Annotated in this window: 21 protein-coding genes; 11 read left to right on the top strand and 10 right to left on the bottom strand. The window is 50.0% G+C overall.

From position 1 onward, the window contains the following. Nucleotides 1-107: 107 nt before the first annotated feature. Both pntB and ACM67B_RS08635 read right to left on the bottom strand, forming a co-directional pair. A complete protein-coding gene (pntB, locus tag ACM67B_RS08640; RefSeq protein WP_416189271.1) occupies nucleotides 108-1,493 on the bottom strand; it encodes a Re/Si-specific NAD(P)(+) transhydrogenase subunit beta in 1,386 nt (461 codons plus the stop codon). Nucleotides 1,494-1,504: 11 nt separating this feature from the next. Further along, nucleotides 1,505-3,046: a Re/Si-specific NAD(P)(+) transhydrogenase subunit alpha gene (locus ACM67B_RS08635; protein WP_416189270.1), complete on the bottom strand. Its 1,542-nt coding sequence runs from the start codon at nucleotides 3,044-3,046 to the stop codon at nucleotides 1,505-1,507. Nucleotides 3,047-3,270: 224 nt separating this feature from the next. Between ACM67B_RS08635 and gloA the strand changes: the two genes are divergently transcribed. Continuing rightward, nucleotides 3,271-3,684, top strand: a complete 414-nt coding sequence (gene gloA / locus ACM67B_RS08630) for a lactoylglutathione lyase (protein WP_095502690.1) — start codon at nucleotides 3,271-3,273, stop codon at nucleotides 3,682-3,684. 65 nt (nucleotides 3,685-3,749) lie between these two features. Here the strand turns inward: gloA and ACM67B_RS08625 are convergent, their stop codons facing one another. After that, nucleotides 3,750-4,814: a 2,3-butanediol dehydrogenase gene (locus tag ACM67B_RS08625; RefSeq protein ID WP_416189269.1), complete on the bottom strand. Its 1,065-nt coding sequence runs from the start codon at nucleotides 4,812-4,814 to the stop codon at nucleotides 3,750-3,752. 216 nt (nucleotides 4,815-5,030) lie between these two features. Continuing rightward, entirely contained in the window at nucleotides 5,031-6,080 is a 1,050-nt protein-coding gene (locus ACM67B_RS08620) for a histone deacetylase family protein (RefSeq protein ID WP_416189268.1), read from the bottom strand. 197 nt (nucleotides 6,081-6,277) lie between these two features. On the opposite strand from ACM67B_RS08620, the gene yajC reads away from it, so the two are divergent. The 5 genes from yajC (at nucleotide 6,278) to ACM67B_RS08595 (ending at nucleotide 12,632) form a co-directional block, all read left to right on the top strand. Next, entirely contained in the window at nucleotides 6,278-6,541 is a 264-nt protein-coding gene (gene yajC, locus ACM67B_RS08615) for a preprotein translocase subunit YajC (RefSeq protein ID WP_095502687.1), read from the top strand. Nucleotides 6,542-6,612: 71 nt separating this feature from the next. After that, on the top strand, nucleotides 6,613-8,475 hold the full coding sequence (secD, locus tag ACM67B_RS08610) for a protein translocase subunit SecD (protein ID WP_416189267.1): 1,863 nt from the start codon (nucleotides 6,613-6,615) through the stop codon (nucleotides 8,473-8,475). A gap of 3 nt (nucleotides 8,476-8,478) precedes the next feature. Continuing rightward, complete coding sequence (gene secF / locus ACM67B_RS08605; RefSeq protein WP_416189266.1) at nucleotides 8,479-9,414, top strand: protein translocase subunit SecF; 936 nt, start codon at nucleotides 8,479-8,481, stop codon at nucleotides 9,412-9,414. 393 nt (nucleotides 9,415-9,807) lie between these two features. Further along, complete coding sequence (locus ACM67B_RS08600) at nucleotides 9,808-11,109, top strand: MFS transporter (RefSeq protein ID WP_416189265.1); 1,302 nt, start codon at nucleotides 9,808-9,810, stop codon at nucleotides 11,107-11,109. A gap of 641 nt (nucleotides 11,110-11,750) precedes the next feature. Beyond that, a complete protein-coding gene (locus tag ACM67B_RS08595) occupies nucleotides 11,751-12,632 on the top strand; it encodes a carbohydrate kinase family protein (protein WP_416189264.1) in 882 nt (293 codons plus the stop codon). A gap of 78 nt (nucleotides 12,633-12,710) precedes the next feature. Here the strand turns inward: ACM67B_RS08595 and ACM67B_RS08590 are convergent, their stop codons facing one another. Together ACM67B_RS08590 and serC are read right to left on the bottom strand one after the other, a co-directional pair. Continuing rightward, nucleotides 12,711-13,268: a nitroreductase family protein gene (locus ACM67B_RS08590; RefSeq protein ID WP_095502911.1), complete on the bottom strand. Its 558-nt coding sequence runs from the start codon at nucleotides 13,266-13,268 to the stop codon at nucleotides 12,711-12,713. A 124-nt stretch (nucleotides 13,269-13,392) separates the two neighbouring features. Next, nucleotides 13,393-14,499, bottom strand: a complete 1,107-nt coding sequence (serC, locus tag ACM67B_RS08585; RefSeq protein ID WP_416190552.1) for a phosphoserine transaminase — start codon at nucleotides 14,497-14,499, stop codon at nucleotides 13,393-13,395. A 364-nt stretch (nucleotides 14,500-14,863) separates the two neighbouring features. On the opposite strand from serC, the gene rimP reads away from it, so the two are divergent. The 4 genes from rimP to ACM67B_RS08565 all read left to right on the top strand — a co-directional run bounded on the left by rimP (nucleotide 14,864) and on the right by ACM67B_RS08565 (nucleotide 21,854). Then, nucleotides 14,864-15,295: a ribosome maturation factor RimP gene (gene rimP, locus ACM67B_RS08580; RefSeq protein ID WP_416189263.1), complete on the top strand. Its 432-nt coding sequence runs from the start codon at nucleotides 14,864-14,866 to the stop codon at nucleotides 15,293-15,295. A 27-nt stretch (nucleotides 15,296-15,322) separates the two neighbouring features. Beyond that, complete coding sequence (nusA, locus tag ACM67B_RS08575; RefSeq protein ID WP_416189262.1) at nucleotides 15,323-16,828, top strand: transcription termination factor NusA; 1,506 nt, start codon at nucleotides 15,323-15,325, stop codon at nucleotides 16,826-16,828. Nucleotides 16,829-16,839: 11 nt separating this feature from the next. Then, entirely contained in the window at nucleotides 16,840-19,638 is a 2,799-nt protein-coding gene (infB, locus tag ACM67B_RS08570) for a translation initiation factor IF-2 (RefSeq protein ID WP_416189261.1), read from the top strand. A 218-nt stretch (nucleotides 19,639-19,856) separates the two neighbouring features. Next, nucleotides 19,857-21,854: a PhoX family protein gene (locus ACM67B_RS08565; RefSeq protein ID WP_416189260.1), complete on the top strand. Its 1,998-nt coding sequence runs from the start codon at nucleotides 19,857-19,859 to the stop codon at nucleotides 21,852-21,854. A gap of 77 nt (nucleotides 21,855-21,931) precedes the next feature. Here the strand turns inward: ACM67B_RS08565 and ACM67B_RS08560 are convergent, their stop codons facing one another. The 3 genes from ACM67B_RS08560 to rnhA all read right to left on the bottom strand — a co-directional run bounded on the left by ACM67B_RS08560 (nucleotide 21,932) and on the right by rnhA (nucleotide 24,240). Further along, nucleotides 21,932-23,104 carry an LD-carboxypeptidase gene (locus tag ACM67B_RS08560; protein WP_416189259.1) on the bottom strand — a complete coding sequence of 391 codons (1,173 nt, stop codon included), beginning with the start codon at nucleotides 23,102-23,104 and terminating at the stop codon, nucleotides 21,932-21,934. A gap of 132 nt (nucleotides 23,105-23,236) precedes the next feature. After that, entirely contained in the window at nucleotides 23,237-23,635 is a 399-nt protein-coding gene (locus ACM67B_RS08555) for an HIT family protein (RefSeq protein WP_416189258.1), read from the bottom strand. Nucleotides 23,636-23,802: 167 nt separating this feature from the next. Next, a complete protein-coding gene (rnhA, locus tag ACM67B_RS08550) occupies nucleotides 23,803-24,240 on the bottom strand; it encodes a ribonuclease HI (protein WP_416189257.1) in 438 nt (145 codons plus the stop codon). A gap of 107 nt (nucleotides 24,241-24,347) precedes the next feature. Between rnhA and tehB the strand changes: the two genes are divergently transcribed. Then, entirely contained in the window at nucleotides 24,348-25,217 is an 870-nt protein-coding gene (gene tehB / locus ACM67B_RS08545; protein WP_416189256.1) for an SAM-dependent methyltransferase TehB, read from the top strand. Between the two features lie 52 nt (nucleotides 25,218-25,269). On the opposite strand, the gene ACM67B_RS08540 is transcribed toward tehB, so the two are convergent. Beyond that, nucleotides 25,270-26,442, bottom strand: coding sequence for a glycosyltransferase (locus ACM67B_RS08540; protein ID WP_416189255.1), 1,173 nt, complete (start codon nucleotides 26,440-26,442; stop codon nucleotides 25,270-25,272). Nucleotides 26,443-26,459 lie beyond the last annotated feature (17 nt).

Genomic DNA, 26,459 nt, shown 5'->3' with positions numbered 1-26,459 from the left:
GGTGGTAGAATGCTATCGCGCTTGATATAACTCAAGGGTGCATTTTTGTTATTGCATGTAATTGAGGCCGTCTGAAACGTTTCAGACGGCCTCAAGTTGATTTCGGCTTATTTTTTCAGTTCGGCCAAAATATCATCAACGGTTTTCTTCGCATCGCCGAAACACATTACGCTGTTTTCATTGAAGAACAGCGGGTTTTGCACGCCGGCGTAACCGGTATTCATCGAGCGTTTGAACACCACCACTTCTTTGGCGTTCCACACTTCCAATACCGGCATGCCGGCAATCGGTGAATTTGGGTCGGTTTGCGCGGCAGGGTTCACGGTGTCGTTGGCACCAATCACCAATACCACGTCGGTTTCGGCGAAATCATCATTGATTTCGTCCATTTCCAACACGATGTCGTAAGGCACTTTGGCTTCAGCCAGCAATACGTTCATGTGGCCCGGCAAGCGGCCGGCGACAGGGTGGATACCGAAGCGTACTTGCGTGCCATTTTGGCGCAGCAGCTCGGTGATTTCAGCCACCGGATATTGCGCTTGTGCCACCGCCATGCCGTAGCCCGGGGTGATGATGACGCTGGCCGCATCTTTCAGTAAAGCAGCTACACCGGCAGCATCGACTTCGCGGTATTCGCCCACTTCGTCGCTGCCTGCTGCGGCTGCTGTGCCGTCTGAACCAAAACCGCCAGCAATCACGGAAATAAACGAGCGGTTCATCGCTTTACACATGATGTACGACAGAATCGCACCGCTAGAGCCGACCAGCGCACCGGTCACAATCAGCAAGTCATTCGCCAGCATAAAGCCCGCCGCTGCCGCTGCCCAGCCGGAATATGAGTTCAGCATCGATACCACCACCGGCATGTCTGCGCCACCAATGGATGCGACCAAATGCCAGCCGAAAGCCAAAGCAATCAAGGTCATCACAATCAGGGCGAACCAGCTGCCGTCGGCCGACACAAATACCAACAGCAAGATGAATGACACCACCAAAGCAGCCAAATTCAGCTTATGCTTGGCCGGCAGTTGCAGCGGTTTGCTGCTGATTTTGCCGTTGAGTTTGCCAAACGCCACAATCGAGCCGGTAAACGTCACCGCACCGATGAACACACCCAAGAATACTTCCACCAAGTGGATGGTGTGCATGTCCGAAGGCACGTCACCCGGGTAAATAAAGCTGTTGAAGCCGACCAACACCGCGGCCAAACCGACGAAGCTGTGCAGCAAGGCAATCAGCTCGGGCATTTCGGTCATCTCGACTTTTTTGGCTTTGTAGATACCGATGGCGGCACCGGCTGCCATCGCCAACACGACCCAGAAAAAGCCGGAAGACTGCTCACTGAAAATGGTGGCAAACAAGGCAATCGCCATGCCGACCATGCCGGAATAGCAGCCTTGCTTGGCGGTTTCCTGTTTCGACAAACCGGCCAGCGCGAAAATAAATAAAATTGCGGCGACGATGTAGGCCGCAGTAACCAAACCTAAAGACATATCGTAACCCCTTATCCTTTACGGAACATATTCAACATGCGGCGGGTGACATAGAAGCCGCCGAAGATATTAATGCTGGCAATCAACACCGCGATAAACGCCAAAAACGACACAAAGCCGTGGCCCTGGCCGATTTGCAGCAGTGCGCCGACCACGATAATGCCCGAAATCGCGTTGGTCACCGACATCAGCGGTGTGTGCAGCGAGTGCGATACGTTCCACACCACATAATAGCCAATCACACAAGCCAAAACGAACACGATAAAGTGGTTCAGGAAGGCAGCAGGGGCGACGGCGCCGATCCACAAAATCAGAATCGCGCCAATCACCGCAGGGGAAAGTTTTTTCCATAATGGAACAGGTTTCGGCTCAGGCTTGGCCATCGGCGCGGCTTTTTCAGACGGCTTGGCTTGCGGTTGGGCGGAAACCTGAATCGCAGGCGGCGGGAAAGTGATTTCGCCATCGCGCGTCACGGTCATGTTGCGGATAATCACATCGTCAAAATCCAGCGTGATTTCGCCGTCTTTATTCGGGCTGAGCAGTTTGGCCAAGTTCACCAAATTGGTGGCGTAAAGCTGGGAAGATTGTCCTGCCAAGCGGTTGGCCATATCGGTATAGCCGATGATTTTTACGCCGTTGTCGGTGATAAAGAGTTCGCCCGGGCGGGTTAATTCGCAGTTGCCGCCGGTGGCCGCTGCCAAATCGACAATCACCGAACCCGGTTTCATCGATTGCACCATTTCGGTGGTAATCAGTTTCGGCGCCGGTTTGCCCGGAATGGCGGCGGTGGTGATGATGATGTCGACTTCTTTGGCTTGCTCGGCAAACAATTTCATTTCCGCAGCGATGAATTCCTCACTCATCACTTTGGCATAGCCGTCGCCGCTGCCACCTGCTTCTTGCGGGAAGTCGAGCTTCAAGAATTGGCCGCCCATCGATTCGATTTGCTCGGCCACTTCCAAGCGCGTATCGAATGCTTTGACGATGGCGCCGAGTGAGTTTGCTGTACCAATAGCAGCCAAACCGGCCACGCCCGCACCAATCACCAATACTTGTGCTGGCGGCACTTTGCCCGCAGCGGTAATCTGACCGGTGAAGAAACGGCCAAACGCATTGGCCGCTTCAATCACGGCGCGGTAGCCGGAAATATTGGCCATAGAAGACAGCGCGTCTAAGGCTTGGGCGCGGGAAATACGCGGCACCATATCCATCGCCAACACGTTGACCTGCTTATCATTCAAGCTCTGCACCAATTCAGGATTTTGTGCAGGCCAAATAAAGCTGACCAAGGTTTGCCCCGCGTTCAGACGGCCTGTTTCTGCTTCGGTCGGCGCGTTGACTTTATAAATCAACGGGCTTTGCCATACGGTATCTGCATCGGCCACCATAGCACCGGCAGCTTCGTAAGCGGCATTGTCCAAGCTGGCAGCCAAGCCTGCATCGCGTTCGACCACAACCTCAAAGCCCAGCTTCTGCAACTGGGTGACGGTCGCAGGCGTACACGCCACGCGGGTTTCACTGGCCAGAGACTCTTTAGGGATACCAATCCTCATGTCTTCGTCCTTCTAAGTTAGTTAATCAAGCTTATGTAAATAAATCTTAACCAATACTTTATAACTAATTTTTGCCTGAAAGACAATGAAAAATTCCTTTTCTTAATATATTAATTTCAACTATGCTTAGTCCGAAAAAGACTTTAGCGTGAATGGGAAAGGGTAGATAGTGTAGAGATTGCCATGTTAAAATAAGACTTTAAAACCAATAAAAGGAACACATCATGCGAATGCTTCACACCATGCTGCGTGTCGGCAATCTGGAAAGATCACTGGATTTCTATCAAAATGTTTTGGGTATGCAGCTTCTGCGCCAACACGATTATCCGGACGGCAAATTCTCTTTGGCTTTTGTCGGCTATGGCAACGAAGCGGAAAATACCGTATTGGAACTGACCTACAACTGGGGCACCGAAAGCTATGATTTGGGCGATGCCTTCGGCCATATTGCGATTGAAGTGGATGATGCTTACCAAGCTTGTGAAATGGTGAAACAAAAAGGCGGTAAAGTGGTACGCGAAGCCGGTCCAATGAAGCACGGTACCACTGTGATTGCGTTTGTAGAAGATCCTGATGGCTACAAAATTGAGTTTATCCAAAAAAATTCAGGCAATGATTCGGTGCAATACGATAAGTAATTGACATGAATCAGAAAGGCCGTCTGAAAGATATTTTTCAGACGGCCTTTTGTTCAATTAATGGCTTACAGGTTTGGATTTACAATGATTTTTACCGCAGATTCATTGTTGTGAATCAGGCGCTCGAAGCCTTCGGAAATCAACTCGTCCAATTTGATACGCTGAGTGATGAACGGCTCGAGATTGATTTTGCCTTCTTCCACCAACTTGATGGTTTCGGCATGGTCGTTGCAGTAGGCGATGGTGCCGCGCACATCCAATTCTTTCATCACCACGCTGTGTACATTGATGGTTGCCGGCTGACTCCAAATCGATACAATCACCACTTTGGCGGTCGGCTTGCAAGAAGCCACCAAAGTATCCAATACTTTATTCACGCTCGAGCATTCAAATGCCACGTCCACGCCTTCGCCGTTAGTCAATTTCAATACTTCTTCAGTCACATCGACTTCGGAAGGGTCAAGAATATAATCGGCTACACCGGCTTCTTTGGCTTTGTCTTTACGGGCTTTGCTCAATTCGGTGATGATGACTTTAATGCCTTTGGCTTTCAAAATCGCCGCCAGCAACAAGCCGATAGGGCCGGCGCCGCCGACCAAGGCCACATCACCTTCTTTTGCGCCACTGCGCACATAAGCATGATGACCTACGGATAAAGGCTCGATCAAAGCGGCCTGATCCAATGGGATATCTTTGGAAATCGGGTGTACCCAACGGCGCTTAACGGCGATTTTTTCCGCCAAGCCGCCACCGCAGCCGCCTAAGCCGATGAAGTTCATGTCTTTAGACAAATGGTAATTGCTGCCTTCGCCGGTATCCACATCATCACGGATAATGTAAGGCTCGACCACCACATGCTGGCCGACTTCGATGTCGTCCACGCCTTCGCCTACAGCATACACCACGCCGGAAAACTCATGCCCCATGGTAACCGGTGCTTCTTCACCGGAAATCGGATGCGGATGGCCGCATGGCGGAATGAAGATTGGCCCTTCCATAAATTCATGCAAGTCGGTACCGCAAATACCGCACCAAGCCACGTTGATGCCGACGGTGCCCGGTGCCACGGTTGGCTCGGGGATGTCTTCAATGCGGATGTCGCCTTTGTCGTAGAAACGTGCTGCTTTCATATGTAACTCCTTTTTGATTAATCAAAGGTTAGGGCTAATGAAATTCAGATATTCATGATATGTATGAAAGGGTGTGTCGATATTATTGTCTGTGATAAGTTTTTTATTTGATTATTAAGATAACAATCTTTAATTTAGATTCTACACTTTTTGAGCAAGATGTAAATAGGCCGTCTGAAAGCCAAGTTTCAGACGGCCTGAGTAGAACGAAAAACATTATTTGGCTGCGCGTTTGCCTTTAAGCCGTTTTTCATATTGATGCACCTCATCGGCTTTAGGCAAACCGGCCAACACATGAATATGCGCGGCGGCTGATTTTGCAAGGGGTTCAAGTGTGTAGCCGCCTTCCAATACCGATACGATTTTGCCGTTGCAACTTGAGGCCGTCTGAACGATTTTATGCGTCAGCCAAGCAAAATCGGCTTCGTGCAGATTCAGACGGCCGGTTTCATCGAGTTTGTGTGCATCGAATCCGGCGGAAATTAACACCAACTCAGGCTTGAAACGCGCTAGCTTGGGCAGCCATGTTTCCCGAATGGTGGTGCGGAATACGCGGCTGCCGGTGTCGGTGGGGAAGGGTGTGTGAATCATATTCGGGTTACGGCCTTGCTGGTTTTCCGGCAACACAAAAGGAAACAGATCGTTTTCAAACAAATTCAGCAGCATCACGCGCGGGTCGTCTTTGAAGATCTCAGCCGTGCCGTCACCGAAATGGATGTCGAAATCAATTACCGCCACACGTTGCAAGCGATATTCGGCAATCGCGTGCATCACGCCGACGGCCACATTGTTGATTAAGCAAAATCCACCGGCTTTGTCGGAATGGGCGTGATGGCCGGGTGGGCGCACGGCACAAAAAGCGTGGTAGGCTTTTTTGTTCATCACCATGTCAATCGACTGCACCACTGCGCCCGCTGCAAAACGGGTGGCTTGTAATGATCCGTAGCTCATGATGGTGTCGTCGTCGATGCGGTAGATTTTGCCCAGTTGTGGCTGATGGCATTCTAGGAAACGCAGGTATTTGCGCGGATGCACCAAGGCGAGTTGTTTGTCGTTGATTTCCTGCGCTTGAGCAGTTTGCAGCTTCGGCCAAATATTTTGGCGTTTGAGTTCGGCTTCGATGACGGCAATGCGGGCAGGGGATTCGGGATGGTGAATGCCCGGCTGGTGTTCGGCAAAAATAGGATGCGATACCCACAGGGTGCGGGCGTTTTTTCCCATAAGCCGTCGGATAAACGTGCGCAAGCGGTTGATGATTTTCTTCATGTGTGAGCAGGTTCGCAATAAGGTGGGCTTCAGGCCGTCTGAAATTTCAGACGGCCTGACTGATAAATATGGTTAATAAGTACGGAAATACTTGGAAAATTTGCAGACGGCCTTTAGAATAGCGTAATTTTGGGGCTGACCCAACTGAAATTTCAGTCCTGCTTTTCAATTAACAACGATTATAGAACGGAAAAACTATGGAACAAAGTATGTTGGCTCAATTTGCACCGCTCGTCCTCATCATGGTGGTGTTTTATTTCCTGATTATGCGTCCGCAACAAAAGAAATTCAAAGCCCATCAACAAATGCTGTCTGAATTGAAAGTCGGCGACAAAGTGGTGTTGGCTGCCGGTTTCAAAGGCCGCGTGACCCGCGTTGGCGAGCAGTTTTACGGCGTGGAAATCGGCCGCGGCGTGGAAGTGGAAGTTGACCGCAACGCCATCGCCAGCAAAGCTGAATAAGATTGATTGCTGCAAAAGCCGCCTCATTGTGAGCGCGGCTGTTTGCCTTTAAGAAAAACTGAAGGTTTCCCATGAACCGTTATCCTTTATGGAAATACCTGCTGATTGCGTTCACGATTATTGTGGCGGTGATTTACGCGCTGCCCAATTTATTCGGCGAAACGCCTGCGGTGCAGGTATCGACCAACCGACAATCTATTGTCATCAACGAACAAACCCAAAGCAGGGTCGAATCTGCTTTGAAGGCGGCCAATATTTCGACCGACGGCATGTTTATTGCCGATAATTCGCTGAAAGTGCGTTTTAAAGATGCGGAAACGCAGCTGAAAGCACGCGATGTGATCGAAAATACTTTGGGCGAAGGCTATATTACTGCGCTCAACCTGCTGGCCGACAGCCCGGAATGGATGGCGAAAATGAACGCCAATCCGATGTTCTTAGGTTTAGACTTGCGTGGTGGCGTGCATTTCACCATGCAGGTGGACATGCAGGCGGCGATGCAGAAAACATTTGAGCGCTACGCAGGCGACATCCGCCGCGATTTGCGTCGTCAAAAAATCCGTATCGGCACCATCCGCCATACAGACAACAGCCTGACTGTACCGTTCCAAGATGCAGCCGATGTACAAAAGGCCTTGCCGCAACTGCAAAACCTGTTGCCGGAAACCACGCTGACGGCGGACGGTAATAATGTGGTGCTGACGCTGTCTGAAGCGACAGTCACCAAAATCCGTACCGATGCGGTGAAGCAAAACATCACTACGCTGCACAACCGTGTTAACGAATTGGGCGTGGCCGAGCCGGTGATTCAGCAATCTGGTGCCGAGCGCATTGTGGTGCAGTTGCCGGGTGTGCAGGATACAGCTAAAGCCAAAGACATTATCGGCCGTACTGCTACTTTGGAAGTGCGCATGGTGGAAGACGATCCGGCGCAAATTACTGCCGCTTTAAACGGCAATGTGCCAAGTGGTTATGAATTGCTGTATAGCGCAGGCGAACATCCGCAAGCCACTTTGGTGAGCAAACAGGTTGAACTCACCGGCGACAACATCAATGATGCCCAACCGAGCTTTGATGAAATGGGCGCGCCGGCGGTGAGCATCAACTTAGACGGCACCGGTGGCACCATTTTTGCCGAGCTGACTTTGCAAAACGTTGGTAAGCGCATGGCGATGGTGTTGATTGACCAAGGTAAAGCCGAAGTGGTGACCGCACCGGTGATTCGCTCTGCCATTACCGGCGGCCGTGTGCAGATTTCCGGCAGCATGAGCAGCGCAGAAGCCAACGATACTTCTTTGTTGTTGCGTGCCGGTTCGCTGGCCGCACCGATGGAAATTGTGGAAGAACGCACCATTGGCCCGTCTTTGGGTAAAGAAAACATCGAAAAAGGCTTTAATTCAACGCTGTGGGGTTTTGCTGCCGTGGCAGTGTTTATGGTGATTTACTACCGCCTGATGGGTGTGTTCTCGACCATTGCCTTGAGCACTAATATCCTGTTTTTGATTGCGATTCTGTCTGCCTTGCAAGCCACTTTGACCCTGCCGGGTATTGCCGCTTTGGCGCTGACTTTGGGTATGGCGATTGACTCGAACGTATTGATTAACGAGCGTATCCGCGAAGAATTGCGCGCCGGCGTGCCACCGCAGCAGGCGATTAATCTCGGCTACCAACACGCTTGGTCGACCATTGTCGATTCCAACTTGACTTCGCTGATTGCAGGTATCGCCTTGCTAATTTTTGGCTCGGGTCCGGTACGCGGCTTCGCCGTGGTGCACTGCTTGGGTATTTTGACCTCGATGTATTCGTCGGTGGTGGTGTCGCGTGCATTGGTGAATTTGTGGTATGGCCGCAAACGCAAGCTGCAAAGCATTTCCATCGGTTCGGTGTGGAAGCCGGAGCCGGTTGCCTCGAATACCGTGGCAGATAAGGAGTAAAACATGGAATTATTCAGAATCAAACGCGATATTCCATTCATGAGCTACGGTAAACTGACCACGTTTATTTCGTTGGTGACGTTTATTGCAGCGGTATTTTTCTTGGTGACCAAAGGCTTGAATTTCTCAGTGGAATTTACCGGCGGTACTGTGATGGAAGTGCAGTATCAGCAAGGTGCCGATGTCAACCAAACCCGTGAAAAGCTCAATACCTTAAATTTGGGTGAAGTGCAGGTACAAGCCTTGGGTACCAACAAACACATCATGATTCGTCTGCCGAGCAAAGAAGGTGTGCCTTCAGCGCAATTGTCGAACCAAGTGATGGACTTGTTGAAACAAAGCAATCCTGATGTCACACTGCGCCAAGTTGAGTTCATCGGCCCGCAGGTCGGCGAAGAGTTGGTGACCAACGGTTTGCTGGCTTTGGGTATGGTGGTCATCGGTATCATTATTTATCTGTCGATGCGTTTCGAATGGCGTTTTGCCGTGGCGGCGATTATCGCCAATATGCACGATATTGTGATTATTCTCGGCTGTTTCGCGCTGTTTCAATGGGAGTTTTCATTGACTGTGTTGGCCGGTATTTTGGCGGTATTGGGTTATTCGGTGAACGAATCGGTGGTGGTGTTTGACCGTATCCGCGAAAACTTCCGTAAACCGGCCATGCGCAATCATACCGTGCCGCAAGTGATTGACAATGCGATTACCGCAACCATGAGCCGTACCATCATCACCCACGGCTCGACCGAAGCGATGGTGTTGTCGATGTTGATTTTCGGCGGCGCGGCCTTGCACGGTTTCTCACTGGCCTTGACCATCGGTATCGTGTTCGGTATTTATTCATCGGTTTTGGTGGCCAGCCCGCTGTTGCTGATGTTCGGCCTGAATCGAGAAAATATTTCGAAAACGCCGAAGAAAAAAGAAGAAGTGGTGGTGTAACTGCCGTCATCTTTTCAGACGGCCTTGTGAATATGAGGCCGTCTGAACTAAAAAACACGCTGATTTTCAGCGTGTTTTTTTATGGGTGTTTCACTTAATTGAAATAGCACTAAATCGGTATTTCCATTGAGAGGCCGTCTGAAACATTCAGACGGCCTCTCAATGAATTTCATTCATATCAACGCGCAAATTTAGAATTTGCTTGTGTATAGTGAAGCCGTTATAGTGGCAACATTCCGTTAAAAGCATTATTTCAAAAATGAATGATATCAATTGGTATTAGTTAAATCGGTTAACTTGCCGATGACAATATTGATGGAATAGTATCATTTTATTTCGAATAATACTTAAAATGATAAAAGTAGACGGTGATTTGGAAAGAGAAGGTTATTCATGGATTTAAGACAAAAAATTGCCCAAAGCCCGATGAGCGGTTATCAATGGATGGTGGTTGCATTGACCTTCATTTTAAATATGCTCGACGGTTTTGATGTGTTGGCGGTGGCGTTCACGGCAAAAAGTATTCAAACTGAGCTGGGCTTGGATGGTGCGCATATCGGCACGTTGATGAGTGCAGGTTTGCTGGGCATGACTTTGGGCTCGGTATTTTTAGCGCCGTTCGCTGACCGTTTTGGCCGTCGCCCTTTGCTGATTTTTTCAACGCTGTTGTCGGCCATCGGTATGTTGATGACGTATTTCTCACACTCGATGGAAACAATTGCGTTTTGGCGTATTGTCACCGGCTTGGGTGTGGGCGGTATTCTGCCGTGTACCAACGTGATTGTCAGTGAGTATGCCAACCAAAAATGGCGCGGTTTGGCGATTGCGATTTATGCCTCCGGCTTCGGCATTGGCGCGATGTTGGGTGGTATGTCGGCGGTGATGCTGCAGGGCGAATACGGCTGGCGTTCGGTATTTTTGGTTGGTGCGGTGTTGACCATGTTGGCGGTGGTGTTGCTGATGGCGGTTTTGCCGGAATCGGTGGATTTCCTGCTGACCAAACGTCCGGCCAATGCCAAAGCACGTTTGGACAAACTGGCTGTCAAAATGGGCTTGAGTGGTGATTGGGTGTTCCCTGAAATCGAACAGGGCGTGAAGAAAGCGAAAGTGTCGATTCTACGTTTGTTTGAGCCGCAATATCGGGCGACCACGCTGTTGATTTGGTTGGCGTTTATCACCGTGATGGCTTCGTATTATTTTATCAACTCATGGACACCTGCTTTGCTGGAACAAGCCGGTATGGCGAAAGAGCAAAGCCAGTCGGTCGGCATGGCAATTTCAGTGGGTGGCGCGATTGGTTCGTTGATTTTCGGTTTCTTGGCCAGCCGTTGGACGGCACGCGCGGTGTTAATCAGTTTTGGTGTGTTGGCAGTCGGGGCGATTTTTGCATTCTTATCATCAAGCGCTTTAAGCGTGGCGCTGGTGTTTGCCGTTTTGATTGGTGCACTGATGAATGGTTGTATTGCCGGTCTTTACACCATCAATCCGACGCTTTATGCCGCTGATTTCCGCAGCACCGGTGTGGGTGTCACCATCGGTGTCGGCCGTTTGGGTTCGATTTTGGCACCGATTGTGGCTGGTGGTTTGCTGGATGCAGGTTGGGCGAAAGATGATTTATATGGCGCAACCGCAGCGGTGATTATCTTAGCGGTAGTAGCATTGTTCTTCTTGAAGCCTAAGGTGCAACACGCTTAAGGAAATATGCTCAATAAATGAGAATCAGGCCGTCTGAAAGGGGAAAATAACCTTTCAGACGGCCTTGAATATTTAATGAATGTATTTAAATTTCATTTTTTATGTTTGAAGTTGAATTTTTAGGCGGAGAAAATAGGAAAGAAAAATGAAAATTTAAGCGATTGAAATGTTTATTTACAGGGATTTTGCGGTGTATCAAATTTATGCAGCAGATTCTTAAAGGCTTGCTTGTCAGTTTCAAACTTTTTAAACATAATAGCTTGCATGTAAATTTTATTACATGCTTGCGAGGCAGATTGGTTTAAAATAAAAATAATGCAGTGTTAATGCCCCTTATGTGCCGGGTATATACGGCAGTTATATCGCCTTGTCTTATTTTTATTTGAAACAACTAGGTAAAAGAGAATATCAGCTTAAATGAATAAAATAATTGCTGGCAGTATACTCATGTTCAAAGTCTGATGGGTAGTAGAGATGGCCGGTAGTTTATTCTCAATAATGCGCCAAAATCATTCGGGGTGATAAACGGTTTTGTCCTCATGGCCAGTATTGCAACGGTTGTTTGAGATGTTTATGATATTGGGAAATTAAAGATATTGTGTTGGAAAATTGTGTAGGTTGTTAATTAAGGAAGATTGAGCATGAAAGTAACCAGTTTCGGTGAAGTGCTGTGGGACGATTTCCCAAGTGGAAAAGTATTGGGCGGTGCGCCGCTGAATGTGGTTGTTCGCCTGAAGGCCTTAGGTGCGGACAGCAGCATCATCAGCTGCCGCGGCGACGATGAAGACGGCGAAGAATTGTTGCGCCAGATTCTGAGTAAGCACGTGAATGCCGACCTTGTGCAGATTTGCCCTGACCAAGCCACCAGTTTGGTGAAAGTATCGCTGGATAAAAGCGGTAGCGCTTCATACGAAATTGTTTACCCTTGTGCTTGGGACCGCATTCAGGTGCAGCCGGAAGCTTTGCAGCGTGTAGCCGAATCCGATGCGTTTATTTTCGGCAGCCTGGCCACTCGTGACGAAGTTTCCCGCGCCACGCTGGAGCAATTGCTGGAGCAAGCCAAATTCAAGATTTTTGATGTCAATCTGCGCAAGCCGCATTACGATACCGACCGCCTGCTGGCGACCATGAAGAAAGTTGACATGGTGAAATTGAATGACGATGAATTGTACGAATTGGCTGAAGTGTACGGTTCGCCTTATCATTCGATTGAGCAAAATATTGCCTATGTCGCCAAGCTCACCGGCGTGGAAACTTTAGTGGTGACGTTGGGCAGCCATGGCGCAGCCTTGTATCGTGACGGCCAGCTTTACCGCCACAGCGGTTTCCGCGTGAAAGTAGCCGATACCGTTGGTTCGGGCGACAGCTTTTTGGCCGGTTTGACGTATAAACTGCTGAACAACGCCGACCCACAAGAAGCCGTAACCTTTGCCTGCGCATTGGGTGCTTTAGTGGCTTCGCGTCATGGGGCGACACCTGAAATTTCTTTGCAGGAAATTGAAACCTTCATGAATCCGGCGTAATGTTTTTATAATGAATCAAGGCCGTCTGAAAGTAAGATTGACTTTCAGACGGCCTTTTTTGATATTTTGTTGGATTGATTACCAATAAGTCACAAACGAATCCAAATCGGTGTTTTTCGCGCCACCGGTTTCTTCATCGGGTGTGCCGACCATAATCAGGCCAATGATTTTGTCTTTCTCGCCGCAGCCAAAAGCTTCGCGCAACAATGGGCTGTTGGTCCACAAGCCGGTAATCCAAACATTATCAAAACCTTGTGCGGTAGCCGCTAATTGCAAGCCATAGGCCGAGCATGCGGCGCTGAGCATTTGTTCCCATTCCGGTTTGGGTTTTGGCACATTTTGGTTCGGCGCAAAGGTCACGCCAATTACCATCGGCGCCATGTGGCCGACTTTTTCCGCTTTTTTCATTGATTCTTCACCGAAGTTCAACTCGGTAACCGTTTGGCGCAAGAGTTCGCGAAAGCGGGTTAAACCGGCTTCACTTTGAATTACGGTAAATTTAAACGGGCGCATATTGCCATGATCCGGCACTTGGGTTGCCGCTTGCAGCATGATTTCCAATTGTTCGGCATTGGGTGCGGGGGCGACCAGTTTTTTAGACGAGCGTCGGGTGGTTAATAATTCGAGAGCGTTCATGAGAGATTCCTGTGATTGGATGTGTGATGGTTCTTTATAGCACAAAATATTTTTTCAAGCGAATGGGTGAGTCATAAAAGAAGGCCGTCTGAAATGTTCAGACGGCCTATGATTTTGTTTTCAATCAACCGTAGCGGCGTTGGAAATCCTGCATAAATTCGACCAAGGCTTCCACACCGGCCAGTGGCATGGCGTTGTAAATGCTGGCACGCATACCGCCGACTGTTTTGTAGCCTTTGAGTAAACGTAAGCCGCGCAAATCGGCTTCTTGCACGAACATTTTATCCAGTTTGTCGTTGTCGGTTTTGAACACCACATTCATTTTAGAGCGGGCGTTGACGGCAATCGGGTTGATGTAGAAGCCGCCGCTGCTATCGATGGCATCATAAAGCGTTTTGGCTTTGAGGTTGTTTACCGCTTCGATGGCTTTCACGCCGCCTTGCGTTTGCAGCCAGCGGAACACCAAGCCCGACATGTAAATCGGGTAGGTGGACGGCGTGTTGTACATGCCGTCTTTTTCGATGTGGGTGCGGTAGTTGAACACGCTTGGAATGTTTTTCGGGCAGCGATCCAGCAAATCATCGCGGATAATCACCACGGTCACACCGGCTGGGCCGATGTTTTTCTGTGCGCCGGCATAAATCAAACCGTAATCGGCCACGTTAAATTCACGCGACAAAATTTCGCTCGACATATCGCAAACCAAAGGCGGCATGCCGTCTGAAAGTTTTGGCACGTCTTGATATTGCAAGCCGTTGACGGTTTCATTGATGGCAAAATGCACGAAAGCCGAATCTTTGGAAATATTCCAGTCTTCCACGGCAGGCAAGTCTTTGTAATCAAACAATTCACCGCCATGCGCCGCGATGTTGACTTGAGCATCGCCCAAAAGCGGCATTTGCTCGGCTGCCAAGCGGCTCCAGTTGCCGGTAATCACGGCATCAATGCGCTCGAAACCATGCGCCAGATTCATCGCGGTCATATTAAATTGTGTGGTTGCACCGCCTTGTAAAAAAAGCACTTTATAATTATTGGGAATGTTTAACAGTTGGCGCAAATCTTGTTCGGCATGATGCAAAATCGACATAAACATATCGGAGCGGTGGCTCATGGCCATCACGGGGAAACCGGTGCCGTTGTAATCCAGCATTTCTTGCTGGGCGGTACGCAAAACGGCTTCAGGCAAAACGGCAGGGCCGGCGGAGAAATTGTAAATCGGCTGGGCAGACATGGTGTGTTCTTCGCAATAGGAATGATGGAGCATTCGATTTTAGGGTTTGCTATCGGGTTTAGCAAGTATTTAAACCGACATTGAGGCCGTCTGAAAAATGATTTTTATTTTAAAGCATTGTTTATTATGAACCTTCTAGATATTTTTAGAGGCCGTCTGAAAATCAAACAGGCTTATTTTGTTGACAATCAATACAAATGAAAAAGCATGGTGTAAAGCAAGAATACCACTATGCCGTCTGAAAAAAGGCAAGCGAAATCAATGCTTTTCTTTTGCTTTTAAATGCGTTATAATACGGCAATTTTTCAAATTTATAGAAAAATGGCCACCGGGCCATTTTTTTGTTTTTATACTGTGGAGTCGCATGGATATTCAAAATATTCTTGATAAAACCCTGCCCGGTTTGGGCTATGAGCTGGTGGATTTCGAGCTGACCGCGCAAGGCGATTTGCGTGTGTTTATCGATAAACCGGAAGGCATTACCGTGGAAGATTGCGCCACGGTGAGCAACCATTTGAGCCGCGTTTTCATGGTAGAAGACGTGGATTACAAGCGTTTGGAAATTTCCAGCCCGGGCTTGGATCGTCCGCTGAAAAAAGCCGCCGACTTTGTCCGCTTTGCTGGTGAAAACGCCAAAATCAAAACCCGTCTGCCGATTGACGGTCAGAAAAACTTTATCGGCCGCATCGAAAAATGTGAAAACGATGTGGTCACCGTTGCTTTCGACGGCAAAACCGCTGAGATTGAAATCAGCAATATCGACAAAGCCCGTCTGCGTCCTGAATTCAAATTTTAAACATAATACATAACGGAGATTCTAAAGATGAGTCGTGAGATGTTACAACTTGCCGAAGCCTTGGCAAGCGAGAAAAACGTAGAAGCAGAAGTGGTGTTTCAGGCTTTGGAGTTTGCGCTGTCAACCGCTGCCAAAAAGAAAGCCAACCGCGAACACATGGACGTGCGTGTCGAAATCGACCGTGATACCGGCGAATACCGCACTTTCCGCCGTTGGTTGATTGTGGCCGACGAAGATTACACTTATCCGGATGTGGAAAAAACCATTGAAGAAATTCAAGAAGAAATTCCGGGTACCGATATTCAAATCGGCGAATACTACGAAGAGCAGCTGGAAAACGAAGGTTTCGGCCGTCAAGCTGCGCAAACCGCCAAACAAATTATTCTGCAACGCATCCGCGATGCCGAGCGCGAACAAATCCTGAATGAATTCTTGCAACAAAAAGAAGACATCATTATGGGGACGGTAAAGCGTGTTGAGCGTCACGGCATCATCGTGGAAGTGATTGCAGGCAAATTGGATGCGCTGATTCCGCGCGACCAAATGATTCCGCGTGAAAACTTCCGCAGCGGCGACCGCATTCGCGCTTTGTTTGTACGCGTGGAAGAAATCGGCAATACCGGCCGCAAACAAGTGGTGTTGAGCCGCACTTCAGGCGAATTTTTGGCCAAACTGTATGAGCAGGAAGTGCCTGAAATTGCCGATGGCTTGTTGGAAATCCGCGAAGTGGCGCGTGACCCGGGGCAACGTGCAAAAGTGGCGGTGAAAGCTAACGACCAGCGCATCGATCCGCAAGGCACTTGTATCGGTGTGCGCGGTTCGCGTGTGAATGCGGTGAGTAACGAATTGTCAGGTGAGCGTATCGACGTGGTGTTGTGGTCGTCTGAAACCGCACAATTTGTGATTAATGCCTTGTCACCTGCCGAAGTCAGCCGCATTTTGATTGACGAAGATAAACACGCCGTTGATGTGATTGTGGCAGAAGACCAATTGGCTTTGGCCATCGGTCGCGGCGGTCAAAACGTGCGTTTGGCCTCGGATTTGACTGGCTGGCAGTTGAACATCATGACTGTTAAAGAAGCAGACGAGCGCAATGAAGCAGAAGATGCCGCCATTCGCGAACTGTTTATCGGCCACATGAATATCGATGCTGAAACAGCGGATGTGTTGGTACAAGAAGGTTTTCAAACCTTGGAAGAAGTGGCGTATGTGCCTGCAGCTGAGTTGTTGGAAATTGAAGGTTTTGACGAAGAAATCGTTGAAGCCCTGCGCAACCGCGCCCGCGATGCGATTTTGACCTTGGCCATTGCCTCGGAAGAAAAATTGGCCGATGTGTCAGAAGATATGCGCAATCTGGAAGGTTTGGATTCGGATATGCTGCGCGATCTGGCGCAAGCCGGTATCGCCACGCGTGACGATTTGGCCGAATTGTCCGTGGATGAATTGATTGAAATTACCGGTGTGACCGAAGACGAAGCCAAAACTGTGATTATGGCTGCGCGCGAACATTGGTTCACCGAAGAAAGTAACTGAGGGGGTAATAGATGAGTAACACAACCGTAGAACAATTTGCCACCGAAATGAATAAACCCGTCGATGTTTTGTTGAAGCAACTGCAAAGCGCCGGCGTGAATAAAAGTAGCGGCAGCGACTCGTTGACTTTGGAAGATAAGCAGCTTTTGGCTCAATATTTGAAAAAGCAAAATGGCAGCGACAACGCCACCATCAGCATTAGCCGTACCAAAAAAGAAGTCAGCACTGTGGGCAGCGTTAAAGTGGAAACGCGCCGTCGCAGCCGTGCCGTGAGCATTCCTTCTGCCGATGAGATTGCGGCCGAAGCCAAAGCCAAGGCTGAAGCACAAAAAGCAGCTGAAGCGGAAGCGGCACGCAAAGCGCAAGCGGAAAAAGAAGCAGCCGAGAAAGCTGCTGCCGAACGCGCAAAAGCGGAAGCTGAAGCAGCCCGCTTGAAAGCGGCGCAACAAGCCAAAGCAGAAGAGAAAAAAGCCGTTGAGCCTGAAGTGAAGCCGTCTGAAGAGAAGGCTGAAGAAAAAGCCAAACCGGCTGCTAAACCAAAACAGGACAAGCCACAAAACAAAGCGAAAGAAGCACCGAAAAAAGCTGTGTCGGCGCCTGCCGTACCTAAACCGGTGGTGAGTGCGGCCGAACAGGCTATGCGTGACGAAGAAGCCGAGCGCGCGGCCAAACTGCGTGCTGCCCAAGAAGCTTTGTTGCGTGAGAAACAAGAGCGTCAAGCACGTCGTGAAGCCGTGAAACAACAGGCTGCTCAAGAAGCAAAAGCAGCAAAAGAAAACAAAGCCGGCGAAGTGCGCAGCGCGAAACCTTCTAAACCGGCCAAGCCTGCTGAAAAAGCGGCAGAAGCTGATAAAGCAGCTGCTCCGGCTCGTGCGAAAAAAGACGATCGTCGTAATCGCGATGATGTTGAGACCCGTCCACGCGGTGGTAAAAATGCCAAAGGCGGCCGTAACCAAGGTGGCCAAGACGAACGCGTTCGTGGTGGCAAAAAAGGCAAAAAACAGCTCAAGCTGGAGCCAAACCAACACGCCTTCCAAGCGCCGACCGAGCCGGTGGTGCATGAAGTGTTGATTCCGGAAACCATTACCGTAGCCGATTTGGCACACAAAATGGCGGTAAAAGGCGTGGAAGTGGTGAAGGCCTTGATGAAGATGGGCATGATGGTTACCATCAACCAATCCATCGACCAAGATACCGCATTGATCGTGGTAGAAGAACTCGGCCATATCGGTAAACCGGCTGCTGCGGACGATCCGGAAGCATTCTTGGATGAAAACGCCGAAGTTGTGGAAGCCGAATTGCTGTCACGTCCGCCTGTAGTGACCGTGATGGGTCACGTTGACCACGGTAAAACCTCGTTGCTCGACTACATCCGTCGTGCCAAAGTGGTACAAGGCGAGGCCGGTGGTATTACCCAGCACATTGGTGCTTACCATGTACAAACCCCGCGCGGTGTGATTACCTTCTTGGATACCCCTGGTCACGAAGCGTTTACTGCGATGCGTGCGCGTGGTGCCAAAGCGACTGACATCGTGATTTTGGTGGTGGCTGCCGATGACGGCGTGATGCCGCAAACCATCGAAGCGATTGCCCATGCGAAAGCAGCAGGCGTGCCGATGGTGGTTGCCGTGAACAAAATCGATAAAGAAGCGGCCAACCCTGAGCGTATCCGTCAAGAATTGACCGCGCATGAAGTGGTGCCGGACGAATGGGGCGGCGATGTTCAATTTATCGATGTTTCGGCTAAAAAAGGACTGAACATCGATGCCTTGCTCGAAGCAGTGTTGCTGGAAGCCGAGGTGTTGGAATTGACCGCACCGGTAGAAGCACCGGCCAAAGGTATCATCGTTGAAGCCCGTTTGGACAAAGGCCGCGGTGCCGTGGCGACCCTGCTGGTACAAAGTGGTACGTTGCGTAAAGGCGATATGCTGTTGGCCGGTACGGCTTTCGGTAAAATCCGTGCCATGAGCGATGAAAACGGTAAAGCGATTAGTGAAGCCGGTCCATCGATTCCGGTGGAAATTTTGGGCTTGTCTGATGTGCCGAATGCCGGTGAAGATGCCATGGTATTGGCAGACGAGAAAAAAGCGCGCGAAATTGCGCTGTTCCGTCAAGGTAAATACCGCGATGTCCGTTTGGCGAAACAACAGGCTGCGAAGCTGGAAAACATGTTCAACAACATGGGCGAAAGCCAAGCGCAATCGTTGTCGGTTATCATCAAAGCCGACGTACAAGGCTCTTACGAAGCCTTGTCAGGCAGTCTGAAAAAACTGTCGACCGACGAAGTCAAAGTCAATGTGTTGCACAGCGGTGTCGGTGGGATTACCGAGAGCGACGTCAACTTGGCCATTGCTTCCGGTGCCGTGATTATCGGCTTTAACGTGCGCGCCGATGCATCTGCACGCAAATTGGCCGAAACCGAGAGCGTGGAAATCCGCTACTACAACATCATCTATGATGCAATTGACGATGTGAAAGCAGCCATGAGCGGCATGCTGGCACCTGAAGAGAAAGAACAGGTAACCGGTACCGTGGAAATCCGCCAAGTCATCAGCGTATCGAAAGTCGGCAATATTGCAGGCTGTATGGTCACCGATGGTGTGGTGAAACGCGATTCGCATATCCGCCTGATCCGCAACAACGTGGTGATCCACACCGGTGAATTGGCTTCGTTGAAACGCTATAAAGATGATGTCAAAGAAGTGCGCATGGGCTTTGAGTGTGGCTTGATGCTCAAAGGCTACAACGAAATCATGGAAGGCGACCAGCTCGAATGCTTCGACATCGTCGAAGTGGCGCGTTCGCTGTAATGTGATTGAATAGTCGATGAAAGGCCGTCTGAATTCAGACGGCCTTTTTCTTTTAAATGACTATCTATATTTGCTTCAGGCCGAACGTCACATCTTTGTCATATTCCCTTGTTAAACTGCCTGCGGTTATTGAGCAACAGGCCGTCTGAAACGTGCGGGCATTTTGCCGGGAAAGGTTTTCAGCAGGCCGTCTGAAACATATCTGAATAGGGAATATCATGGGTAAACCATTTGTCGGCACCATCAAAAAATCACACGCCGAAGACATCGACAACAGCAGCAATAATCCGGCATTTTCTCAAATTATGGACGCGCGTTTGTCACGCCGTCGCGTGTTGCAGAGCTTCGGCGCATTGGGTGTGACCAGCATGCTGCCGTTGAGCCTGATGAGCAAGGAAGCACAAGCCGCGACCGAAGCAACACGTTTCCAACCGACACCACGCTTCCCACGCGCCACCGCATTGGGCTTTAAGAGCGTACCGATTTCCACCAAAGACAAAGTCATCGTGCCGGAAGGCTACACTGCACAAGTGCTGTACCGTTGGGGCGACAGCACCGGTATCGTGGGCAATATGCCGGCATTTAAGAGCAATGCGGGCAATAGCGCAGCCGAGCAGGCCGCACAAGCTGGTATGCATCACGACGGTATGGCGTTTTTCCCGCTGCCGTTGGGTTCGCAAACATCCAACCGCGGCCTACTGGCCATGAACCACGAATACATCGACAACGGTTTGCTGTTCCCTGACGGCACGGCCAACTGGTCATTGGAAAAAGCCCGTAAAGGCCAAAACGCGATGGGTATTTCGGTGGTGGAAGTGCGCCGTGGCGCCAATGGCTGGCGAGTGGTGCGTCCGTCGCCGTTCGCCCGCCGTATTACCGCTAACACACCGATGAGCGTAACCGGCCCTGCACGCGGCCACAGCCTGATGCGCACCGCCGCCGATAGCCAAGGCGCGTTGGTGTTGGGCACCATGCAAAACTGTGCCAACGGCCGCACGCCTTGGGGCACTTATCTGACCTGCGAAGAAAACTGGAGCGATATTTTTACCAACAACAGCGGAGAAATCACACCTTTGGAAAAACGCTACGGCATTGGCAAGGAAGAAAACGATTATCTGTGGAGCAAGGTGGACGAGCGTTTTGACAGCAGCAAAAACCCGAATGAGCCGAACCGCTTTGGTTGGATTGTTGAAATTGATCCGTTTAATCCAAAATCCACGCCGCGCAAACACACCGGCTTGGGTCGCTTCAAACACGAAGGCGCCGAGCTGACGGTTACCCCAAGCGGCCGCTTGGCAGTATATATGGGTGACGACCAACGTTTTGAATATATTTATAAATTTGTCTCGAAAAACCGTTATCAGCCGGGCGAGCAACACCGAGCGGCCAATATGCGTTTGCTGGAAGAGGGCACGCTGTATGTGGCACGCTTCAATGAAGACGGCACCGGCGAATGGCTGCCGCTGGTACACGGCCAAAACGGTTTGACCGCAGAAAACGGCTTTACCGACCAAGGCGAATTGTTGGTAAAAACCCGTTTGGCGGCGGACAAAGTCGGCGCCACTAAAATGGATCGTCCGGAATGGATTTCCGCCGATCCGTTCAAGTCCGGCAGCCTGTATTGCACCTTGACCAATAACAGCCAACGCGGCCAAGAAGGTAAACCGGGCACCGATACCGCCAATCCGCGCAGCAATAATTTGTTTGGCCACATCATCCACTGGCAGGAAGCCGATGGCGACGGCACGCAAACCGCGTTTAAATGGGATATTTTGGTAATGGCAGGCAAACCGGATGCGGCCAAAGAAGAACATCGCGGCAACATCAGCGGTGATGCCTTCGGCAGCCCGGACGGCTTGGCATTCGACCATCGCGGTGTGTTGTGGATTCAAACCGACGTATCGACTTCCACGCTGAACATGAAAGAATATGCCGGTATGGGCAACAACCAAATGGTGGCCACGATTCCGGGCTCCGACGAATACCGCCGTTTCCTGACCGCGCCAAACGGTTCGGAAGTGACCGGTATTGCGTTCACGCCGGATAACAAAACGCTGTTTATCAACATTCAACACCCGGGCGAACCGGCCAAAGGTGCGTCTGATCCGACCAATCCGAAAGCAGTATCGTCATGGCCGGAAGGTATTCGCGGCGGCCGTCCGCGTGCGGCAACGGTGGTGATTACCAAGAATGATGGTGGGTTTATTGGCAGCTAAATAAAAATCCTTCTAATGACAACACAAAGGCCGTCTGAACAATATTTGTTCAGACGGCCTTTACTATTGACGATGAATTACTCAATCACTTCTTCGATAATCGTGTTGTAAGAAGAGGAATCGAAGGTTGGCATTGGCGGCGGCAACAGCGTATCGAGGCTGAGGCTGTTGGCATTTAAGGTTGGGTAGCCGCTGAAGGTCACCGAATAGCCACCGCTGCCGGTGCTGCGCACTTTGGCGTGAGCACCCAGCGGAAAAGTGGCTTTATTGGTGATGTGGCCGAATGGGAATCCGCTCAATACTGGCACGCGGGTTACTCGGTTGATTTGGTTGATGACTGCCGACAAGTCATAGCTGGAGTCGTACACATCACGGATGGTGCCCATGCGGAAATCGCCGAAGATAATCGCACGTTGCTTTTGCAACACACCGGCGAGATACAGTGTATTGAGCATGCGCTCGATGCGGTAAGGCTGTTCGCCCACATCTTCGAGAAACAGGATGCCGCCGTTGATATCGGGCATGTAAGGCGTACCGGCCAACGAAGTCAATACACTCAAATTGCCCCCCCAGAGTGTGCCTTCCACATTCACATCGCTGCGCTGGATGGCAGCGACATCGATGATGTTGGTGGTGTTGGTGGTGCCGCGGATAAACGAATCCATGGTGTACACGCTCGGGGTAGGTTTACCGAATTCGCTATACACCATCGGGCCGGCAAAACTCATCATATTGCCTTTGGCTAACAAGGCCAATTGCACGGCGCATACGTCGCTGAAGCCGAAAAATAAGGTGCCGCGTTCACGCATACGCGCGCCCAAGGAAGCAAAATCAATGTTTGGCAACAAACGCGCCGCACCATAGCCGCCGCGCAAGCCCATCAAGACTTTAGGCGTTTTCACTCGGCCGCTGGCGACTTCTTGGAAATCATTGATGCGCTCGGCATCGGTTCCGGCAAAGCGTTGATAACGGCGCGAACCGGCTTGTTGGTTGGTGACGGTAAAACCGGCGTTATAGAGGCGGGTTAAGCCGACATTGACTCGATCGTAAGATTCAGCAAAGCCGGAAGGCGCGACAACACGCAAAATATTGTCGCCGGAGCGGGCAGGTTGAGGGCGTGGTTGCACAGTTTGACTTTTGATTACATTAGGTTTTTGGGTAGAGCTGGTGCCACAGGCTTGCAGTAATCCTGCACCGGCCATAGCGGCTGAAGCGCGCAAGAAATGGCGGCGGGAAGGTTTCCAAGACATAAAACATCCTTTTTGATGGGGCGGCAAACCGCCGTATATTTCATTATCAGGCCGTCTGAACAGTAGGCAGCCAAATAAATGGGATTGATTAAATGTTTCAGACGGCCTGTAATCCAAGAGGCCGTCTGAAACTTAAGCCAGCAGGGCTTTGATTTGTTGCGGCCAATCTTGCGGCAGCGTCATTTCGTGGCTGCGGCTGGCCGGTGCCCAAATCGGCGCCGGAAAATTGGCATCGTTTTCAAAACGCGCAATCACATGCCAATGCAGGTGTGGCACAACATTGCCCAAGCTCGCCAAATTGATTTTGGTTGGCTGCAATACTTGGCGCATGGCGGATTCCACGCGATAGACCATATCCATGATTTCATCGCGCTGCGCTTGCGGCAAATCAGTCATTTCCGCGACATGTTGCTGCCAAATCACGCGGCAGAAAGCGGGTGAACCGGCTTCGTTGTGCACGGCAATCACGCGCAGATTCGGTGTTTGCAGCAAAACATCTTCATTTTCCGCATGGCAAATCGGGCAACTCATGGCAATCCTTATGACATCAATCGAATCGAAGCGCATATTTTAAGGGAAAAGGCCGTCTGAATCATCTTTTCAGACGGCCTTTTGACATAACTTTAGAAAAATGTAGCAATTTGTCGGTTGGGAAACAAGTTTGGCAGAAGATGTAATGAATCTTTCATTTGTGCACACTACATAAATTTCGCCGCGCCACGGTTGGCCAATTCATCGGCGCGTTCGTTTTCCGCATGTCCGGCATGGCCTTTGACCCATGTCCAGCGCACATCGTGTTGGCTGACCAACTCATCCAGCGTTTTCCACAAATCATCGTTTTTCACCGGCTTTTTGGCGGCGGTTTTCCAGCCATTTTTTTTCCAACCGGCAATCCAGCTTTCCATGCCGTTTTTGACGTATTGCGAGTCGGTGCAGATTTGCACGGTGCAGCGGCGTTTCAAGCTTTTCAAGCCTTCGATGACGGCGGTGAGTTCCATGCGGTTGTTGGTGGTTTCGGCTTCGCCGCCGAACAGCTCTTTTTCATGCTCGCCGTAGCGCATCAACACGCCCCAGCCGCCCGCACCCGGATTGCCTTTGCAGGCGCCGTCGGTATATAGGTAAACGGTTTTATCCATAAAACGTCTCTTGATTGAACCGCCGAATCATAACACAGGCCGTCTGAAAAGATTGAATTTAAAATAAACAAGCATATAATATGAATGTTATTTTAAAAGGAAACCACATGAGCGCGTCACAAGCATTATTCCGCTATCAGCAATTGCCGGTTTGGACTGCCGACACCATTCCCGAAGCCTTATTGAGCCAACACAATACCCAAGAAGGCACATGGGGCAATTTAATCGTCAAAAAAGGCCGTCTGAAATTTTATGAATTGTCGGAAACAGGCGAAACTTTGGCCGAACACGAACTCACGCCCGAGCGTGATGATTGGCTGATTGCGCCGCAGCAATGGCACAAAATCCAAGCGCAAACGGCTGATACCAAAATCCAGCTTGAGTTTTACTGCCAAGCCGCCGATTATTTTCATAAAAAATATGGCATGAGCGCCACACATTCTGCCGTCCGCGCCGCTGAAAATATCGTACCGCCGGGCAAGGCATTGGACATGGGCTGCGGACAAGGCCGCAATGCGCTGTATCTCGCGTTGCAGGGATTTGACGTGACTGCCGTCGATAACAACCCAATGGCGGTGCAGAACGTGCAGGAGCTGGCCGCGCGCGAAGGACTGGAAGTGGAGGCGTTTGAATACGATTTGAATGCCGCCAATATTCAGGACGATTTCAATTACATTGTGGCGACCGTGGTGATGATGTTTCTTCAGCCGCGCTTCATTCCGCAAGTAATCGCCAACATGCAAACGCGCACCAAAGCCGGCGGCTACAATTTGATTGTCTCAGCGATGGATACCGAAGATTTTCCATGCCCGATGCCGTTTCCGTTTAAATTCAGCGAAGGCGAATTGCGCGAATACTATCAGGATTGGGAATTGGTGGAATACAAAGAAGAATTGGGTGCGATGCACGCCAAAGACGAATTTGGTAATCCGATTCAGTTTAAATTTGTGACCATGCTGGCGAAAAAGCCGGCGTAAAGCAATAGGCCGTCTGAAGTGTTCAGACGGCCTATGATGATTGATATGATCGTTATGCCAAAATTTCTTCAAATTTGCTAATTAATTGATTGATAATGGCTTCTTCACTGAATTCGGTCAAACAATCTTGACGCAGCTTTTGCGGGGAGAAACGGTCGCGCTGTTCATACATTTGAATCAAGGCATCGGCGAGTGCATCGATGTTTTCAGTCGGAATCAGAAAACCGTTTTCCGGCCGCACAATCGATTGTGGCCCACCGCATTTTGTGGCAATCACCGGCAAACCTTGCGACAGGGCTTCGATATACACCACGCCGAAGGTTTCGGTGCGGCTGGCCAATACAAAGGCATCGCTTTGGCGCATTAAATTCAATACTTCATCGGTTTTCAGCGCGCCTAAGAAGCTGACTGATTCAGTAATGCCTAATTGTTTGGTAAGATTTTTCAGATTCTTGCCTTCCGGGCCGGTGCCGCCGATTTTGAGTTTTAAATCAGGATATTTCTGCAAGGCTTTGGCAAAGGCGGGTAGGAGTAAATCATGACCTTTTAAATGGCGCAAATGGGAAACGCTGCAGAAGGTGAAATCGTTGTCTGATTTTTGAGGAAATTCAAATGGCCGGGTAAAGTTTTTGCCCAAGATATTCGGTAAATACGACCATTCTGTGCCGGGATATTTTTGATTGAGTAAGCCGGCAAAGTCGCGACTGACGGCATAAAGGCCGGAAGCGTGTTTGACTGCTTCACGCATGGCAGGCCATTGATTATCACGAATCAGATCGCGGGCGTAGCTGCTGCTGTGTTCGGTAATAATGTAGGGAATGCCGTATTTTTTGAAAATTTTACAGGCCAAAATACCGGCATAATTCACCACATGCGCATGAATCAAGTCGGGTTTGTCGTTTTCTTTGATGTAGGCTTCAAATGTTTTCATACCGGCATGCACCCATCGAATGCGGTCAAAATCCACAATAGGAAAGCGGGGGAAAAAATACATACTGTCGTAAATGTATGTATTCAAACCGCCATGTTGGTGTTTATTTAGACCATAGGGACCGGATAAAATAGTTTTAGGTTGGCTGCGTAAAAAGCGGAACATCGGTGCAACGACACCAACTTTTTTGATGTGGCTGTTTTTTTGTAGTCCTTGGACTTGAATTCTGAAGAAAATTCCATCTACATCTTCCTCGGATTTGGGATACCAAGAAGGGATAACGACAACGTGCATGGGGATTCCTGAAAAGA

Origin of the sequence: Neisseria sp. CCUG17229 (assembly GCF_047839235.1) — a bacterium.
GTDB classification, from domain to species: domain Bacteria; phylum Pseudomonadota; class Gammaproteobacteria; order Burkholderiales; family Neisseriaceae; genus Neisseria; species Neisseria brasiliensis.
Note: the sequence above shows the minus strand (reverse complement) of the source record. Positions and strands in the feature narration are given on the sequence as shown.